Source organism: Citricoccus sp. NPDC055426, assembly GCF_040677445.1.
In the GTDB taxonomy this organism is placed as follows: Bacteria; Actinomycetota; Actinomycetes; order Actinomycetales; family Micrococcaceae; genus Citricoccus.
Genome location: NZ_JBFARZ010000009.1, coordinates 51,843 through 69,117, shown reverse-complemented (window position 1 = coordinate 69,117; position 17,275 = coordinate 51,843). Strand labels below are relative to the sequence as shown.

Here is a 17,275-nt window from a genome sequence, read left to right as displayed (position 1 = left end):
CGGGGGACGGTCTGCTGAATGATAGGGGCAGTGCCGGTCAGCAGGCCATGGTCTGCTCACGGGCGCACCGCGCCCCTTCCATCCCCGCAGATCAACCACCCATAATGCTCAGGACGCGATCGGTTCCGAACCGACCGCGCAACCGTGCAGCACCGTCGATTCGGGAGGTTCAGATGGACCCCACGCAGATGTCCGCCGTCGAGCTCGTGGCCGCCTACGGAAGCCGGGAGCTCTCCCCCGTGGAGGCCACCACGACCATCCTGGAGCGCATCGGCGAGATCGACCACGGTGAGTCGGGGCTCGGTGCCTACTGCCTGGTGGATGCGGACGCCGCCCTGGACCAGGCGCGCCGGTCCGAGTCCCGCTGGCGGGACGACCATCCCCGGGGACTGCTGGACGGGGTCCCGGTCTCGATCAAGGACATCTTCCTGACGGACGGCTGGCCCACCCTGCGCGGGTCCAAGGCGATCGATCCCGATCAGCCTTGGGTCGTCGATTCCCCCGTGGCCGCCCGGCTGCGTGCGGACGGCATGGTCTTCCTGGGCAAGACCACCACCCCCGAGCTGGCGTGGAAGGCCGTCACGGACAGCCCGCTGCACGGCATCACCCGCAACCCCGTGGACCCGCGGCTGACCGCGGGCGGCTCCTCCGGCGGCTCGGCCGCGGCGGTGGCCGCGGGCCTGGGCCCGGTCTCCGTGGGGACCGACGGCGGCGGGAGCGTCCGCATCCCGGCCTCCTTCTGCGGCATCGTGGGTTTCAAGCCCACCCACGGACGGATCCCGTTGTATCCCGCCAGCCCCTTCGGCCCCCTGGCCCACGCCGGCCCCATGACGCGCACGGTGGAGGACGCCGCCCTGATGATGGACATCCTGGCCCTGCCGGACCATCGTGACCCCACGTCCCTGGCACCGCCCCAGCGCACCTTCCGGGGGGAACTGAACCGGGAGGTGACGGGGCTGCATGTGGCCTTCTCACCCGACCTCGGCTACGCGCACGTGGACGGTGAGGTGGCCGTCGTCGTGCAGGAGGCCGTCCGGCGGATCGAGGCCGCGGGACTGCACGTCACCGAAGCCGACCCCGGGCTGAGCGACCCGATCGAGGCCTTCGAGGTGCTCTGGGCCGCGGGTGCCGCCACCCTGCTGGATTCCATGCCGGGGGCCCGGGCGACGGTCGATCCGGGTCTGGGCCGGGTGTGGGACCTCGGGGAGGGGTACAGCGCCGTGGACTTCCTCCGGGCCCGCAACGTGGCCGCCCAGGTCGGCATCACCATGGGGGCCTTCCACGAGGAGCACAACCTGCTGCTCACCCCCACGGTCGGGATCCCCGCCTTCGAAGCCGGCCACGAGGTGCCGCCGGGCAGTGGTCTGGAGCGGTGGCCGCAGTGGGCCTCCTTCAGCTTCCCGTTCAACCTCTCCCAGCAGCCGGCCCTCAGCCTTCCGGTGGGCACCACGGCGGACGGACGCCCCGTCGGCCTGCAGATCGTGGGCCCGCGGCACTCCGACGACCTCGTGCTGGCCGCCGGACGCTTCGTGGAGCGGCTGTTCACCTAGCCCTGTTCACCTAGACCTGTTCACCTAGACCTGCCGGCTCGCGCCTGCTCAGTCCCGTTCCCAGACCAGCCGCTCCCCGGCGAAGCCGTGGCGCCACAGGTCGTTGCAGGCCGCCGCCATCTCCGCCAGCCCGGCCAGGCCGTCCGTTCCGTCCCCGTCCACCACGGTGCCGAACACGTTGCCCGGGACCCAGCCGACGTCGCCGTTCAGCAACAGGTTGTTGCGGTCGTAGAACAGCGCCAGGTCGGTGGCGCCCTGCTCGTGATGGGCAGTGGTCCCGGCCTCGTAGCCGTAGGCCGGGTTGCCGATCTCCCACGGCTCGAAGTCGAAGAGGCAGACGTCCCCGGGGATCGGTGTGACGGTCGGGTTCTCCCGCCGGGGTGCCCCGGCGATCCGGGGGACCAGGGTGTAGACCTCGTTGCGCGCGAACTTCGCGTGATAGGCGTCCCCGGCCAGGGGCAGGGCCCGCCACACGGCCGCACAGGTGGCCGGGGCGAGGTCGTCGAGCAGCCGGATCCGGCAGGTGACCCCACGGGTGGCGAGGCTCAGCCTCAGATGGCGGGGCTCGGTGGCCATGGTGGGTGCCGCCCCTCAGATCTCGGCGAGGACGGAGGACCAGACGGCAAGCCCCTCGTCGATCTCCTCGGCGGTGACCACGAGCGGGGGGATCATCCGCACCACGTTCATGTACGCCCCGCAGGTGAGCATCAGCAGGCCCTTCTCCGCGGCCACCGTCAGGGCGGCCCTCGCCCGGTCCGGGTCCGGGGCGCCGTCCGCGGTGGTGAACTCGCTGCCGACCATCAGCCCCAAGCCACGAACGTCACCGATGCCGTGGCCGGCCCCGCCGCCGGACCCCCCGCCCGCCGCGGCACGGGCCCCCGCCAGCAGCTGGGCGCCACGCTCTGCCGCGTTCTGGACCAGGGACTCCTCCTCGATCACCCGCAGGGTGGCGACGGCGGCCGCACAGGAGACGGCGTTGGCACCGTAGGTGCCCCCCTGGGACCCGGGCCAGGCGCGGGACATCAGTTCCTCGGAGGCGGCGATCCCGGACAGCGGGAACCCGGAGGCGATGCCTTTGGCGATGGTGATGACGTCCGGCTGGACGTCGAAGTGCTGGTGCCCGAAGTAGCGGCCCGTGCGTCCGAAGCCCGTCTGGATCTCATCCATCACCAGCAGGATGCCGTGCCGGTCCGCCCGCTCCCGCAGGCCGGCGAAGAACTCGGTGTTGCCGGGGATGTAGCCGCCCTCCCCGAGAACCGGCTCCACGATGAACGCGGCCGTCTCCTGGGGCGAGGTCACGGTGGCGAACAGGTAGTCCAGCTCCCTCAGGGCGAAGGCGGTGGCCTCCTCCTCGCTCCAGCCGTAGCGGTAGGCCGTGGGGAAGGGGGCCACGTGCACCCCGGACATCAGCGGGCTGAACCCGGCGGAGAACCGGGTGCCGGAGGTGGTCATGGTGGCCGCGGCCACCGTCCGGCCGTGGAAGCCGCCGTGGAAGACCACCACGTTGGGCCGTCCCGTGGCCTGGCGCACCAGGCGCAGGGCGGCCTCCACGGCCTCACTGCCGGAGTTGGCGAAGAACAGGGAGTCGAGGGAGGGCGGCAGGACACCCTCCAGGGTCTCGGTGAGCTCCTGCAGCGGACGGTGCATGACGGTCGTGTACTGACCGTGGATCAGGGAGCCGACCTGCTCCTGGGCCGCCGCGACCACGCGCGGGTGACAGTGCCCGGTGCTGACCACCCCGATGCCGGCGGTGAAATCCAGGTAGCGGCGTCCCTCGGCATCCCAGAGGCAACTGCCGAGACCGTGGTCCACGACGACGGGGGAGGCTTGTTTCAGATGGGGCGACAGGCTGGTCATACATCACCTTCCACGGGGGTGCGGTTGGCAGTTGACAGTACTTCTACGATGGGCTGACCGGCAAGGATCCATCAGGCGGGAGTTCACCATGACCCAGTCCACGCAACAGCCCTCGCAGCAGCCCTCGAAGCAGCCCTCGAACCAGCCAGAGCGGGAGTCGGCGGCCATCGCCTCGGTCCCCACCGGCCTCTACGCCGGCGGGAGGTGGGTCAGCACCGAGCGGCGGCTGCCCGTCCACGATCCGTCCACGGGCCAGGTCCTCACCGAGGTGGCCGATGCCAGCCCCCGGGAGGCCGCCGCCACCCTGGATGCGGCCGCGGCCGCGCAGCCGTCCTGGGCCGCCACGCCGCCCCGGGAGCGCAGCGAGATCCTCGCCCGCGCCCACCGGATCATGGTCGAGGAGTCCGAGCGGCTGGCCCTGATCATGACCCTGGAGATGGGCAAGCCGCTGGCCGAGGCCCGCGGCGAGGTGGCGTACGCGGCCGAGTTCTTCCGCTGGTTCGCCGAGGAGGCCGTCCGGATCGACGGGGGCTACATGACGGCCCCGGCGGGCGACTCACGGTTCCTCGTGGCCCGAGAGCCCGTGGGGCCGTGCCTGCTCATCACACCGTGGAACTTCCCCCTGGCCATGGGCACCCGCAAGATCGGCCCGGCGCTCGCCGCCGGCTGCACGTCCGTCATCAAGCCGGCCTCCCACACCCCGCTGTCCATCCTCGCGCTCGCGGAGGTGCTCGAACGGGCCGGGGTGCCGGACGGCGTGGTGAACGTGGTCACCACGAGTCGCAGCAATGACGTGATGACCCCGCTCATCCTCGACCCGCGCTCCCGCAAGCTCTCCTTCACCGGGTCCACCGAGGTCGGCAAGTCCCTGCTGGAGCTGGCCGCGCAGACCGTCATGCGGACCTCCATGGAGCTGGGCGGCAACGCCCCCTTCCTGGTCTTCGCCGATGCCGACCTGGACGTCGCCGTGGAGGGCGCCATGGCAGCGAAGATGCGCAACATCGGCCAGGCCTGCACGGCCGCCAACCGCATCCTCGTCCAACGCCCCGTGGCGGAGGAGTTCACCGCACGGCTCACCCGGCGCATGGCGGAGCTGCCCCTGGGCCGCGGGGTGGAGGACGGCGTCGTGGTGGGGCCCCTCATCAACGCCGGGGCGGTGGACAAGGTCACCGAGCTGGTGGCAGACGCGGTCGGGCGCGGGGCCGAGGTACGCCTCGGCGGTGAGCGGATCGAGGGGCCGGGGCACTTCTATCCGGCCACGGTGCTGACGGGCGTCCCGGCGGAGGCCGAACTCTGCAGCACCGAGATCTTCGGACCGGTGGCCGCGATCTCCACCTTCGAGACGGAGGAGGAGGCCGTGGCCATTGCCAACGACACCCCCTACGGGCTGGTCTCCTACCTGTTCACCACCGACCTGGCCCGGGGATTCAGGGTCAGCCACGCCCTGGAGGCCGGCATGGTCGGGCTCAACCGCGGGGTGGTGTCCAACCCCGCGGCCCCCTTCGGCGGCGTCAAGGAGTCCGGGGTGGGCCGCGAGGGCGGTTTCCACGGGATCGACGAGTTCCTGGAGACCAAGTACATCAGCGTCGGCCTGTGACCTGGATCGCGGCCTAGCTCGTGGCGGCGGTCCACCGCTCCGCCGCCTCTACGATGACCTCCCGCTCGCCGATCCACGCCGGCACGGCGCCGTCCGGGAAGACCGCCATGCCATAGCGGGCGCCGAGCAGCTGTCCGGCCAGGGAGGCGGTGGAATAGGAATCGCCGCCGTGGTTGATGGCGAGGGCCAGTGCGGCCCGGAGGTGGTTGGTGGGCTGCGCGGACGGTCCGTCGGTCGCCAGGACGGCGTAGACGGCCACGGCGAGGGCCTCCTCGGCCACCCAGCCCTCGCCGAGTTCCGCCGGGAGCCCTCCGGAGACCACCCCCGGGGACGACGCCGGCCCGGTCGCCTCCCCGGCGGCGGTCCCGTCGGGCGCGGGGTCCCCGGACCCGGCCAGAGCGAGCGCCGCGCGGACCGCGGCGGCCGTGCCGCCGTCGTCGGGCACGGTCTCCAGCCACTCCAAGGCCCCGGCGACGGCCGCGGCGAACCCCTGGCCCGCCATCAGCCGGGAGACCATCAGGGCGAAGGCGGCGGCGGCCGTCCAGGCCGCCGGATGCCCGTGGGTGAGCACGGCGCCCTGGCGGGCGAGCGAGACCACGAGGTGGTCCTCGAGTCCGGGCACCATGCCGTAGGGCGCCGAGCGCATCACCGTGCCGCAGCCCTTGGAGTCCGGGTTCTGCGGCTGGTGCGGCAGCCCCATGTCCGGGGAGGACAGCCCGGACAGGCAGGCGTTGCCGGGGGCGCGCCGGACACCCAGCTCGGGGTGGGCGTCCAGCCAGCGGGTGGGAGGCTGCGGGGCGCCCTCGGGGAGGTGACCGGTCTGGGTGCGGTACCAGCGCAGGCAGGACAACCACACGCTGGCCGCCGGATCGGCCATGGAGCCCTCATTGGCCCATTCGATCCAGTCCAGCAGTCCGTCCAGCACGAACAGCGTCAGCTGCGTGTCATCGCTGACCGGGATGGTCCCCCCGGCGCGGATCGCGGGCACCTGGAGGGGATGGGCCACCCCCGCGTCGCCGTACTCGGCACGGATCTCATCCAGCGAGGAGAACTCCACGGTGTAGCCCAGGGCGTCCCCGGCGGCGCCGGCGGCCAGCAGGCCCAGCACCCGGGAGGCATAGGCAGGTGAATCGGGCCGGGGCGCGGGGGCATCGCTCATGTACTCCATGGTAGGGAGGGTTCGGGCACCGTCGTGGCGAACTGTGGACAACGGCCTATTGTGTCCCCGCCGACGGATAGCGTGGGTGGCATGTTGATCCTGCACACCTCTGACTGGCACCTGGGCCGGTCCTTCCACGGCACCGGCATGCTCCAGGCCCAGCGAGAGGTCCTGGACCAGATGGTGGCCACCGTCCGCGACCGCGGCGTGGACCTCGTCCTGGTGGCCGGTGATGTCTATGACCGGGCGTTGCCCGCTGCGGACGCCGTCGAGCTCCTGGACGCCGCCCTGGCCGAGTTCGTGGCCGCCGGGGCCCAGGTGGTGCTGACCAGCGGGAACCACGATTCGGCCATCCGCCTGGGATTCGGCGGCCATCTGATGGAGGCCGCCGGGGTGCACGTGCGCACGCGCCTGGACGGCATCGCCACGCCGGTGGTGCTCCCGGACCCGGACGGCGGCTCGGTCGCCGTCTACGGGATCCCCTACCTCGAACCGCGGCACGCCGGCCAGGTCTGGGAGGTCGAACCGCAGCATCCGGCCGTCACCGCCGAGGCCGTGCGTCGCATCCGGCGGGACGCCGCGGAACGCTTCGGTGAGGCAGACGGGATAGACGGACCAAGCGGACCAGGCGGGACCGCTGGACGAAGCGGCCGGGACACGGCGATCGTGGTCATGGCCCATCTCTTCGCCGCCGGGGGAGCCGGTTCGGACAGTGAACGGGACATCGGGGCCGAGCGGCCGGCGGAATCGGGGACCGGGGATCTGGTGGTCGGCACCTTGGGCCAGGTGCCCGTCACCGTGTTCGAGGGGTTGGACTATACGGCCCTGGGGCATCTGCACGGACGGCAGCGGATGGCCGAGGCCGTGCGGTACTCGGGGTCGCCACTGGCCTATTCGTTCTCCGAGGCCGACCACACCAAGGGCGGCTGGCTCGTGAGCACGGCCCACGGGGCGGTCACGGGCGTGGAACCGGTGGACTTCTCGGCCGGTCGGCGGCTGGCGGTGCTGCGCGGCCGGATCGAGGACCTGCTCGCGAACGAGGACCACGCCTGGGCCGAGGACCGCTGGTGCCAGATCACCGTGACGGATCCGGTGCGTCCACCCCAGGCCTACCGTCGGTTGAAGGAGCGATTCGACGGGTTGCTGAACTTCGTCCTGGACCCGGAGGGCGTCCCTGCCACGGCGCCCTCCACCTATGCGGCCCGGCTGGCGGCCGCCAGCTCGGACCTGGAGGTCTGCACGGGCTTCGTGGAGCATGTCCGGCAGCGTCCGGCCAGCGCGTCCGAGGCGGGGCTGCTGGAGTCCGCGCTGCAGGAGAGCCGGCTCCGGGCCGAACAGGGCGAGGGGAGCGCGGCGTGAGGATCCACCGGATCGAGCTGAACGGCTTCGGCCCCTTCGCCGGACGGGAGACGGTTGATTTCACCACCCTCAATGAGGCCGGGCTCTTCCTGCTGGACGGGCCCACGGGCGCCGGCAAGTCCACCGTGCTCGCGGGGATCTGCTTCGCCCTCTACGGCTCGGTCCCCGGCGGCCGCAGCCCGGAGTCGTTGGCCAGCACGCAGTCGCCGGTGGGGACCCGGCCCGAGGTCCTGCTGGACTTCACGATCCGTTCGCGCCGCTTCGAGGTGCTGCGGTGGCCCCGCTTCCGGCGCGTCGCCAAGCGTCGGCGCAAGGACCAGGACGGCGTGGCCCTGACCGAGGAGAAGGCGGGGGCCGTCCTGCGCGAACGGCGGGACGGCGAGTGGGTGGAACTCTCGGTCCGGGCGGACGAGATCGGACAGCTGCTGCGCGCGGAGCTGTCCCTGGACGCCCAGCAGTTCATGCGGGTGGTGCTGTTGCCACAGGGGGAGTTCGCCCACTTCCTGCGCGCCGAGTCCAAGGAGAAGGAGACGCTGCTGCGCACGCTCTTCGGCACCGGCCGCTTCGACGGGGTCGAGACCTCCCTCGCGGACCGGCTCAAGACCGTGGGCCAGTCCGTTCAACGGGACCGGGACGTGGTGGCGGCAGCCCGGCAGGACCTGCGCTTCGCCGTGCAGGAGACCCTGGGTGAGCAGTGGTGGCATCCGGCACCCGAGGAGGTGGTCGGCGGTGAGGCCATGGTCGACGGCGGTGAGACCGAGGTCGACGAGGGTGAGGGCGAGGTCGACCGGGGTGAGGGAGCTGAGGACGCCGCGCCGGAGAACTGGCCGGATGCGGAGCTGGTCGAGCGGAGCCTCACCGCAGTGGGAACCGCCGTCGAGGCGGGACGCCTGGAACGTCAGCAGGCGGCGCTCGCCCTGCAGTCGGCCCAGAACGCCGCCGAGCAGTTGACCCGCCGTGAGCAGGATCTGCAGGCCGCCGGGGCGTGGCGGTCGAGGTCCACGGTGCACGAGGAGCGGCGGGAGCAGGCGGCGGCGGACCGCGTGGCGGTGGAGCGGCACCGGGAGGCGGTGCCACTTCAGAAGCGGGCCGCGGAATCCGCGGAGGCTGCCGAGGCGTCCGCGGCGGCCGCACAGACGGTGGAACAGGCGCTCAGCCACGCCCTCGGTCACCCGCTCTGCGCGCAGTGGGACCGCGCAGAACCCTCGGGGCAGCCCGCCGCAGAACCTGACCGGGATGCGCCCCCGTGCGAGCTCGCCTCCCGCCTGGATGCGCTGCGTCAGCGGGCCGAGCGGGACTTGGACCGGTTGGCCGACCGCGAGGAGGACGCGGCCGCCTTGCTCGTGGCGGAGGCGGACCTTGTGCGGCTGCAGGCGGACATTGCGCGGTGGACTCACCAGGCCCAGAGCGAAGAGCATGAGCGGGAGCGGCTGGTGGAGGCCCACCGTGGCCTGCAGCAGCGCGTGGAGGACCTGGCGGCGCCGGCCGGGGGCCTGGACGCGGCGCACCAGGGACTGGACGAGGCGACGGCCCGGTGGGAGGCCGCCCTGGCCCATGACCGGGACGACCGCGCGTTGACTGAGGCGGCGGAGCTGCTGCGCGGCGCCACGGACCGGGCCCAGGCCGCTGTGGACGCCTGGCACCGGGTCGTGGAACAGCGCCTCGCCGGGGCGGCGTCCCTGCTGGCGGGTGAGCTGGAGAGCGGATCACCCTGCCAGGTCTGCGGTTCCGTGGAGCACCCGGCGCCCGCGGCTCCGGGGGACGCCGAGATCTCCGGTGAGGCTCAGGACGCGGCACGGCGTCAGATGGAGGTGCAGACGGACCGGCGGCGTCAGGCTGAGGAGGCGGTCGCCACCGCACGGAGCACGGCCGAGGCCAGCCGCGTGGCCGCCGGCGGGCTCACGCCCCAGGCCGCCGAACAGGCCCGCAGCCAGGCCCGCGACCAGGTGGCCACCGCCCGGAAGGCCGCCGAGGACCTCACCCAGGCCCGGGCCGCCGTGACGCAGAACGAACAGGACCAGCAGGAGCGTGCAGCGGCGGTCCAGGCGGCCCGCGGGGAGTTGGCCGGGGCACAGGCGCGGCTCACCACCACGGAGCAGTCCGTCCACCGGCTCCGGCGGGCCGTGGCGGAGGCGCTGGGCGAGCATGCCGCGCTGGCCGAGGTGCGGCGGGAACTGGAGGATGCCAGGGGCCGCGTGGACGCCGCACGGGCCGCCGTGCAGCAGGAGGCCACCCAGCGCACCCTGGCCACGCAGGCGCGCGAGCAACTCGCCCGGGAGCTGGCGGCCAGCTCCTTCACCAGCCTAGACCAGGTGCGCGGGGCGCTGCTTCCCGGTGACGGTGAGGGCCAGCGGGGTGCCGCCCTGCGGGACTGGGACCGGGAGGAGGCGGCACTCACAGAGCTGGCGGCCAGCGACGCCGTCGTCCGCGGCCGCGCGCTGGCCGCTCAGGGGGTCGCCGCGCCGTCGGAGGCAGAACTCGCCGCCCATGCGCAGGCCGTCCAGGACGCCGCCCTGCGGCGCGACACCGCGGCAGAGACCTCCGGAGCCCTGGAATCGCTGCACCGGCTCGTGACACGGCAGACCGGAGTGCTCACCGAGGTGGCCGAACGTTCCGCCGCACAGCTGGCCGTCTACGAGGAGACCGAGGCCCTGCTCCGTCTGGTCCGCGGGGCGGGGGAGAACTCCTACAAGATGACGTTGGGCAGTTACGTCCTGGCGGGGCGGCTGGAGGAGGTCGTCGCCGCCGCCACCGAACGTCTGCTGGGCATGACCCAGGGCCGCTACGAGCTGCGCCATGATGACTCCGCGCGGGGGCGGGGCGTCCGGGGACTGGACATCACGGTCCTGGACCGGTTCACCGAGGACGAGCGCGCGGCCGCCACCCTGTCCGGCGGCGAGACCTTCATGGCCTCCCTCGCGCTGGCCCTGGGACTGGCGGACACCGTCCAGGCGGAGTCGGGCGGCATCGACATGGACACCCTGTTCGTGGACGAGGGCTTCGGCTCCCTGGACGCGGAGACCCTCGCGGACGTCATGGACGTGCTGGACGGGCTCCAGGCCGGTGGACGGACCATCGGGATCGTCAGTCACGTGGAGAGGATGAAGCAGGACATCGGCTACCGGCTCGAGGTGCAGAAGACCAAGCAGGGCTCCCACCTGCAGGTCCGGGTGCCGGACCCGGTGTAGCCGCTAGCCGCCGACGGCGGCCGCGGCACGGCCCCGACGCCGCTCGCCCCATCCCTCGAGGAGCCGGTACAGCACCGGCACGAGGATCAGGGTCAGCAGGGTCGAGGACACCAGCCCGCCCACCACCACGATGGCCAGTGGCTGGGAGATGAAACCACCCTGCCCGGTCAGGCCCAGGGCCATCGGGGTCAAGGCCAGGATGGTGGCCAGCGCGGTCATCACGATCGGGCGCAGGCGGTGCAGGGCGCCGTGCTCCAGGGCCGTGGCCAGGGTGTACTCGGGCCGCCGCCGGTACTGGTTGATCAGGTCGATCAGCACGATCGCGTTCGTCACCACGATCCCGACGAGCATCAGCATGCCGATCAGGGACGGCAGGCCCAGGGAGGTTCCGGTGGCCAGCAGCAGCAGGATCGCGCCGGTCGCCGCGAACGGGATCGAGATCAGCAGGATGAGCGGCTGCAGCAGGGACTTGAAGGTGGCCACCATGATGACGTAGACGATCGCCACGGCGGCGAGCAGCGCCAGGAACAGGTCGTTGAAGGTCTCCTCCTGCTGGGTGGCCGCCCCGCCCAGCTCGGCGGCGGTCCCCTCCGGCAGGTCCACGTCCTCCAGGGCGGTCCCGACGGCGGCCGAGACGGCACCGAGGTCATCTCCGGTCGGGGTCACGGAGACGACGGCGATGCGATCAGAGTTCGACGACGTCACCGAGGAGCGCACCTCCTGCCGGGAGACCTCCGCCAGCTCTGCCAGGTCCACCGGCCCGCGGGCCGTGACGACCTGGACCCGGCGGAGTTCCTCGAGCGTGGTGATCTTCGCCGGTTCGCCGATCAGCACGGGGTAGTCGGTGTAGTCGATGCGCACGGATCCGGAGGGCACCGGGTTCAGGGCGGCGGCCGCCTGACCGGCCACGGCCTCCTCGCTCAGCCCGTGCTCGGCGGCGGCCAGCGCATCGACGTCCACCTGGAACGTGGGCCGCACCGCGGCGAGGTCCGAGGTGACCTCGTCCGCGCCCTCGATCCCGGTCACGGACGCCACCACGGCCTCGGTGGCCTGTTCCAGCAGTGCCGGGGAGGGGGCCGAGACCTCCACCTCGACATCCGAGGACATCCCCAGGCCGCTGGCCGCGGAGAGCGAGACCTCGCCGGCGCCCTCGAGGCCGGCCAGCCGGGTGCGGGCCTGGTCCTGCAAGGCCACCTGGTCCACCTCGGCATCCGTCAGGACGGTGAAGGTGGCCTCATCCGAACTCCCGGTCATCCCCGGGATGAAGCCGGCGGAGCCGGCCGTCCACTGCACGTCCCGGACGCCGTCGAGGTCCATGAGGACCTCCTCCACCAGTCCGGCGGCCCGGGAGGTCTCCTCGAGCGAGGAGCCGGGCTGTTGGGCTGCGGTGACGGTGAAGGTGTTCTGCCCCGTGTCTCCCAGCAGGTTGGTGGGCACCAGGGGGACCAGCGCCACCGTGCCGGCGAGCAGGACGCCCGCCGCCACCAGGGTGACGGCCGGGCGGCGCTGGGTGCCGCGGAGCACCGGGAGGTAGAGGCGCTGCAGCGGGCCGTGGGCGATGCCCGGGCCGATCCCCGCCTGGACCGGATCGCCCTGTTCCACCGTGCCCTGCTCCGCCTCCGGGACCGGCTCGGCGTGGCGCCCCCGCCGGCGGGACTGCGCGCGTTCCACGGAGCGCCCCAGGAACCACCAGGACAGCACGGGCACGATCGTCAGCGAGACCAGCAGCGAGGCCACCAGGGCGATCGTCATGGTGATGGCGAAGGGCCGGAAGAGCTCGCCGGCCATCCCGCCCACGAGGGCGATCGGGGCGAACACGGCCACCGAGGTGAGGGTCGAGGCGGTGATGGCCGTGGCTACCTCGCCCGTGCCCGTGAGGATGGCGGTGCGCTTGTCCTGGCCCAGCGAGAGGTGGCGCTTGATGTTCTCCACCACCACGATCGAGTCGTCCACCACGCGGCCGATCGAGATCGTCAGGGCACCGAGGGTCAGCATGTTCAGCGAATAGTCCGAGACGCGCATGCCGATGAACGTCACCAGCAGGGACAGCGGGATCGAGACGGCCGTGACGAGGGTGGACCGCACGGAGGCCAGGAAGGCGAGGATCACCAGCACCGCGAACAGCAGCCCCAGCAGGCCTTCCACCGCCAGGGTGCTGATGGACTCCTCGATGAACGGGGCCTGGTCGAACACCACCGTAATCTCGGTGGCCCCGGCCGTCTCGCCCAGTTGCTCCTGCAGCTGGGGGATCAGCGCGTTGATGGCGTGGGACAGGCTCACCGTGTCCGCGTCCGGGGTCTTCGTCACGGACAGCCCGAGGGTGTCCACCCCGTTGGTCCGGGTCACGGAGGTGGCCTCACCGTCCCGGATCACGACGTCGGCCACCTCGCCCAGGCGCACCGGCGCGGCGGCGCTGGACGCGCCGTCCTCGGGCCCGCCCTCTGCGCCCTCCGCCGGGACGAGGGGCACGTCGGCGACGTCCTCGAGGGATTCGACCGGGGCCCCGGCCTGGACGGGCAGGGTGAGCGTCCCCTCGGTGATCTGGCCGATGGGGAACAGCCCGACGTTCTCCTCGAGCGCGGTGGTGATGTCACCGGTGCCCAGGCCCGCGGCGGCCAGCGCCGGCTCGTCGGGCAGGACCGCGATGTGCTGGTCGGTGCCCCCGGTCACCGAGGCGGCGCGGACGCCGTCGAGCTTCTGCAGCCGGGGGACCACGAGCCGCTCGACCTCCGAGCGCAACTCGTTCAGGCCGACGTCGGGGTCCGGGGAGCCCACCGCCATGAAGACCACGGGGAAGTCCGAGACGGAACCGGCGAACGAGGTGGTCTCGGTGCCTTCGGGCAACCGGGAGGAGATGTTGGCCACGGCCCGGTCCACCTGGGCGCGCGCCCGGTTCAGGTCCGTGCCGTACTCGAAGCGCAGGCCGATGGTGTTCAGGCCCGTGGTGGAGGTCGAGCTCGAGGACTCGAGGCCCTCCACGGCCTGCAGCGCCGTCTCCAGCGGCTCCCCGACCTGCCGGTCCACGACGTCGGGGGAGGCCCCCTGCATGACCGAGCTGACGGAGACGACCGGCAGCTCGAGGGAGGGGATCAGCTCCTGCTTGAGCTGGCCGACCATCAGCAGGCCGAAGACCGCCGTCAGGGCCGTGACGAGCGCGATGAGTGCCCTGTTGGCCAGGGAGAAGCGTGCCAGGGAACCCATCGCGGCGGTCTGGTGGCCCGGCCGGTCAGGCCAGCTTGAGGGCGGCCGCGGTGGCCTGTTCGACCTCGTTCATCAGGGTCCGGTCCTCGTTGAGGTGGCGGCCCAGGGACGGGATCATCTCCTGCAGCTTGGGCCGCCACGCGTCCATCTTCGCGGGGAAGCACTTCTCCAGCAGGTCCACCATGATCGGGGCGGCCGTCGAGGCGCCGGGGGAGGCGCCGAGCAGGGCGCCGATGGAACCGTCCGCGGCGGTGACGACCTCGGTGCCGAACTGCAGCACGCCACCCTTCTTGGGGTCCTTCTTCATGACCTGCACGCGCTGACCTGCCGTGATCATCTCCCAGTCACCGCCGTCGGCCAGGGGGTAGAAGTCCTGCAGGGCCTCCACCTTCTTGGACTGACTCTTGAGGACCTCGCTGACGAGGTACTTGACCAGGCCGATGTTGTCCTTGGCCACGTTGAGCATGGGCAGCAGGTTGTGCGGGCGCACGGACAGCGGCAGGTCCAGGTAGGAGCCGGACTTCAGGAAGTTCGAGGAGAATCCGCCGTAGGGGCCGAACAGCAGCGAGCGGCGTCCGTCCACGAACCGAGTGTCCAGGTGCGGCACGGACATCGGCGGGGCGCCGACCGAGGCCTGGCCGTAGACCTTGGCCATGTGCTGGTTGACGATGGTCTCGTCGGTGCACTTGAGGAACTGTCCGGAGACCGGGAAGCCGCCGAAGCCCTTGGACTCGGGGATGCCGGAGGACTGCAGCAGGTGCAGGGCGCCGCCGCCGGCGCCGAGGAAGACGAAGCGGGCGCGTGCGGTGGAGGTCTCGCCGGCGGCCTTGTTCTTGACCTTCAGCTCCCAGCGGCCGTCGGTGCCGCGGTCCACCGAGGTGACCTGGTGGCCGAAGCGCACGTCCACGCCGGAGTTGGCGAGGTTCGTGGTCAGCTGTCGGGTCAGGGACCCGAAGTCCACGTCCGTGCCGTTGGTCTGGCGGGAGGCCGCCAGGCGCTTTCCGCCGGACCGGCCGTCGATCAGCAGGGGGGCCCACTCACGGATGGTGTCCGGGTCCTCCGTGTACTCCATGGTCTCGAACAGCGGCTGCGCACTGAGCGAGGCGTGCCGGGTCTTGAGGTAGTCGGCGTGGTCCGCGCCCCAGACGAAGCTCATGTGCGGCAGGGGGTTGATGAAGGTCTTCGGGTCGCCGATCTTGCCCTCGTTGACCAGGTAGGACCAGAACTGGCGGGACACCTGGAAGCGCTCGTTGATGCCCACGGCCTTGGTCGGGTCGACCGTGCCGTCGGCGCCGAGCGGCGAGTAGTTCAGTTCGCACAGGGCGGCGTGGCCGGTGCCCGCGTTGTTCCACGGATCGGAGGCCTCGAGGCCGGCCTGGTTCAGGTTCTCGAAGAGCGCGATGGACCAGTCCGGCTGCAGCTGCTGCAGGAAGGTCCCCAGCGTGGCGCTCATGATGCCACCCCCCACCAGGACAACGTCGTAGGTGGTTGCGGCAGACTGCTGGGTCACGATTCTCTCCCGGAGTAACGGTTGGGGTGTGGTGGGCTCTTCTGCTGACTTTACTACCGGCCCGGGCTGGGCTGATCCACGGGGACGATCCGGTCGAATCGTTCGTCCAACACCGGTGACGTCGGGTACGAGACCAGATCGTGTCCAGCGGCCACGGCCGAGATCGGGTAGACCAGCGGCAGTGCCGGCAGGTCCAGGGCCACGGACTCCGCGGCCCGCCGGTAGAGGGTCGTCCTGGTCTCCGGGCTGCTGCTGGCCGCGGCCCGGCCGAGGTTCTCCACCACCAGGGGATTCTCGTAGCCGAACTCGGCCGAGTGCGCGCCGAAGAGCGGCTCCAGGAAGTGGTGGGGATCACGGTACTCCCCGGTGCGTCCCAGCAGGTGGAAGGCGCGGTCGGAGTCCGCGGGGATACGGTCGAGGTAGCCGTCCTCCCAGGCCACGGGAACCGGTTCCAGGACGAAGCCGACCCGTGCGAGGTCCTCGGCGATGCGGGCGTAGACCGGTTCGGGGGACGGCAGGTAGGGGCGGGACGTCTGGACCGGGTAGAGGAAGGGCAGCGGCTCGCCCCGGTATCCGGCCAGCTCCAGCAGGCCCCGGGCCTTCTCCTGGTCATAGGCGTAGGTGGTCAGCTCGGGGTGGGCCACGCCGAGGGATGGGGGGACGAACTCGTCGGCCCGGGCGGAGCCCGCCAGGAAGTAGTCCTCGGCGAGGGCTCGGCGGTCGAGCGCGTGGGCCGCGGCCTGGCGCACGTAGAGCTGGCCCAGGATGGGATGCCGCACGTTCATGCCGAGGTACAGCACCGAGAACGGGTCTCGCTGGAGGACCTGCGCGCCGCCCTGGACCAGCGGGCGCAGGGTCGCCGGCGTGACGTAGTCGAAGGCGTCCAGGTGGCCCCGGCGCAGCTCGCGGAGCCGCTGCCGGGCGCCGGAGATCACGGCCAGGCGCACGGGACCGACGGGGGAGGGGCCGTGGCGGTAGTCCGGCACCGCCTCCAGCACGATCGGGGGGGCCTCACCGGGGCCTTCCTGCCCGTCCGCGTCCTGCCCGTCCGCGTCCTGCCCGTCCGCGTCCGGCCCGGGGGACTCGCCCCAGCGGAAGGGGCCGGTACCGGCGGGCCGGGCCGCCGGCAGGCTCGCCGGGCCGGCGGTGCCGAGGGCCTGATCGAAGGCCGCCCAGGAGTCGGGCGAGCTCAGCGCGAACGGTGGCGAGGTGAGGGCCGCGGCGAGGAAGACGATCGGTTCGGACAGGACCAGGGAGACGGTCCGATCGCCCACGGTCTGGCATTCCACGTAGCGGCACTGCTCATCGCCCGCGAAGCCGCCGAAGACGGAGGGGAACGCCAGCCGGGGCAGCCGGTCCAGCCGGTCCTGGCCGAGGAGTTCCGGCAGGCGGGACCACCGCTCGAAGTTGGCCGCCACCACCTCCGCGGTGAGGGGAGTGCCGTCGTGGAAGACGACGTCCGGGGCGAGGGAGAAGGTGTAGCGCAGCCCGTCCTCGGTGGCCCTCCAGTCGCTCGCGAGCAGGGGGATCGGTGCACCGGTGTTGGGATCGACGCCCAACAGGGTTTCCAGGACCTGACGCGTGCTGCGGTGGGACTCGGCGTCCACGGTCAGGGCCGGATCCAAGGACTGCGGCTGCGCGGGTACCCCGATGGTGAGGGGCACGGTGACGGGTTCAGGCGGCGCCGCGGGGGAGGCCGGCCCACGGCCGGTGGCCGGTACCGACTCGCTGCGGATCCGGGCGGCGCAACCGGTCATCGGCAGGACGAACGCGGCCGCCAGGGATGTGATGGCGGTGCGGCGTGAGATCTCCACGCGTCCGGGCCTCCCTGCAGCGGATCGGGAACGGATCTGG

At 72.2% G+C, this 17,275-nt stretch carries 10 protein-coding genes; 4 read left to right on the top strand and 6 right to left on the bottom strand.

Translation table 11 applies throughout. The annotated features are described in order from the left end of the window. Window positions 1-173: 173 nt before the first annotated feature. Entirely contained in the window at window positions 174-1,550 is a 1,377-nt protein-coding gene (locus AB0K08_RS12830) for an amidase (RefSeq protein ID WP_363355047.1), read from the top strand. 48 nt (window positions 1,551-1,598) lie between these two features. Here AB0K08_RS12830 and AB0K08_RS12825 read toward each other — a convergent pair whose 3' ends face one another. Both AB0K08_RS12825 and AB0K08_RS12820 read right to left on the bottom strand, forming a co-directional pair. Next, window positions 1,599-2,126, bottom strand: a complete 528-nt coding sequence (locus tag AB0K08_RS12825) for a DUF3830 family protein (RefSeq protein ID WP_363355045.1) — start codon at window positions 2,124-2,126, stop codon at window positions 1,599-1,601. Between the two features lie 15 nt (window positions 2,127-2,141). Further along, on the bottom strand, window positions 2,142-3,407 hold the full coding sequence (locus AB0K08_RS12820; protein WP_363355043.1) for an aminotransferase class III-fold pyridoxal phosphate-dependent enzyme: 1,266 nt from the start codon (window positions 3,405-3,407) through the stop codon (window positions 2,142-2,144). Window positions 3,408-3,495: 88 nt separating this feature from the next. On the opposite strand from AB0K08_RS12820, the gene AB0K08_RS12815 reads away from it, so the two are divergent. Further along, window positions 3,496-5,004: an NAD-dependent succinate-semialdehyde dehydrogenase gene (locus AB0K08_RS12815; protein ID WP_363355041.1), complete on the top strand. Its 1,509-nt coding sequence runs from the start codon at window positions 3,496-3,498 to the stop codon at window positions 5,002-5,004. Between the two features lie 13 nt (window positions 5,005-5,017). Here the strand turns inward: AB0K08_RS12815 and AB0K08_RS12810 are convergent, their stop codons facing one another. After that, window positions 5,018-6,163, bottom strand: coding sequence for an ADP-ribosylglycohydrolase family protein (locus tag AB0K08_RS12810; protein ID WP_363355040.1), 1,146 nt, complete (start codon window positions 6,161-6,163; stop codon window positions 5,018-5,020). A gap of 90 nt (window positions 6,164-6,253) precedes the next feature. Here AB0K08_RS12810 and AB0K08_RS12805 point away from each other — a divergent pair, with 90 nt between their 5' ends. Beyond that, entirely contained in the window at window positions 6,254-7,522 is a 1,269-nt protein-coding gene (locus AB0K08_RS12805) for an exonuclease SbcCD subunit D (protein WP_363355038.1), read from the top strand. Then, window positions 7,519-10,710 (top strand): AAA family ATPase, encoded by a 3,192-nt coding sequence (locus AB0K08_RS12800; protein ID WP_363355036.1) that lies wholly within the window; start codon window positions 7,519-7,521, stop codon window positions 10,708-10,710. The genes AB0K08_RS12805 and AB0K08_RS12800 overlap by 4 nt, the downstream gene beginning before the upstream one ends. 3 nt (window positions 10,711-10,713) lie before the next feature. Here AB0K08_RS12800 and AB0K08_RS12795 read toward each other — a convergent pair whose 3' ends face one another. Genes AB0K08_RS12795 through AB0K08_RS12785 form a run of 3 tightly spaced genes read right to left on the bottom strand, consistent with a single transcriptional unit; the run spans window position 10,714 to window position 17,235 of the window. After that, window positions 10,714-13,911 carry an efflux RND transporter permease subunit gene (locus AB0K08_RS12795; RefSeq protein ID WP_363355034.1) on the bottom strand — a complete coding sequence of 1,066 codons (3,198 nt, stop codon included), beginning with the start codon at window positions 13,909-13,911 and terminating at the stop codon, window positions 10,714-10,716. A 25-nt stretch (window positions 13,912-13,936) separates the two neighbouring features. Beyond that, window positions 13,937-15,421 carry a malate:quinone oxidoreductase gene (locus tag AB0K08_RS12790; RefSeq protein WP_363355032.1) on the bottom strand — a complete coding sequence of 495 codons (1,485 nt, stop codon included), beginning with the start codon at window positions 15,419-15,421 and terminating at the stop codon, window positions 13,937-13,939. Between the two features lie 53 nt (window positions 15,422-15,474). Next, window positions 15,475-17,235, bottom strand: coding sequence for an ABC transporter substrate-binding protein (locus tag AB0K08_RS12785; protein ID WP_363355030.1), 1,761 nt, complete (start codon window positions 17,233-17,235; stop codon window positions 15,475-15,477). Window positions 17,236-17,275 lie beyond the last annotated feature (40 nt).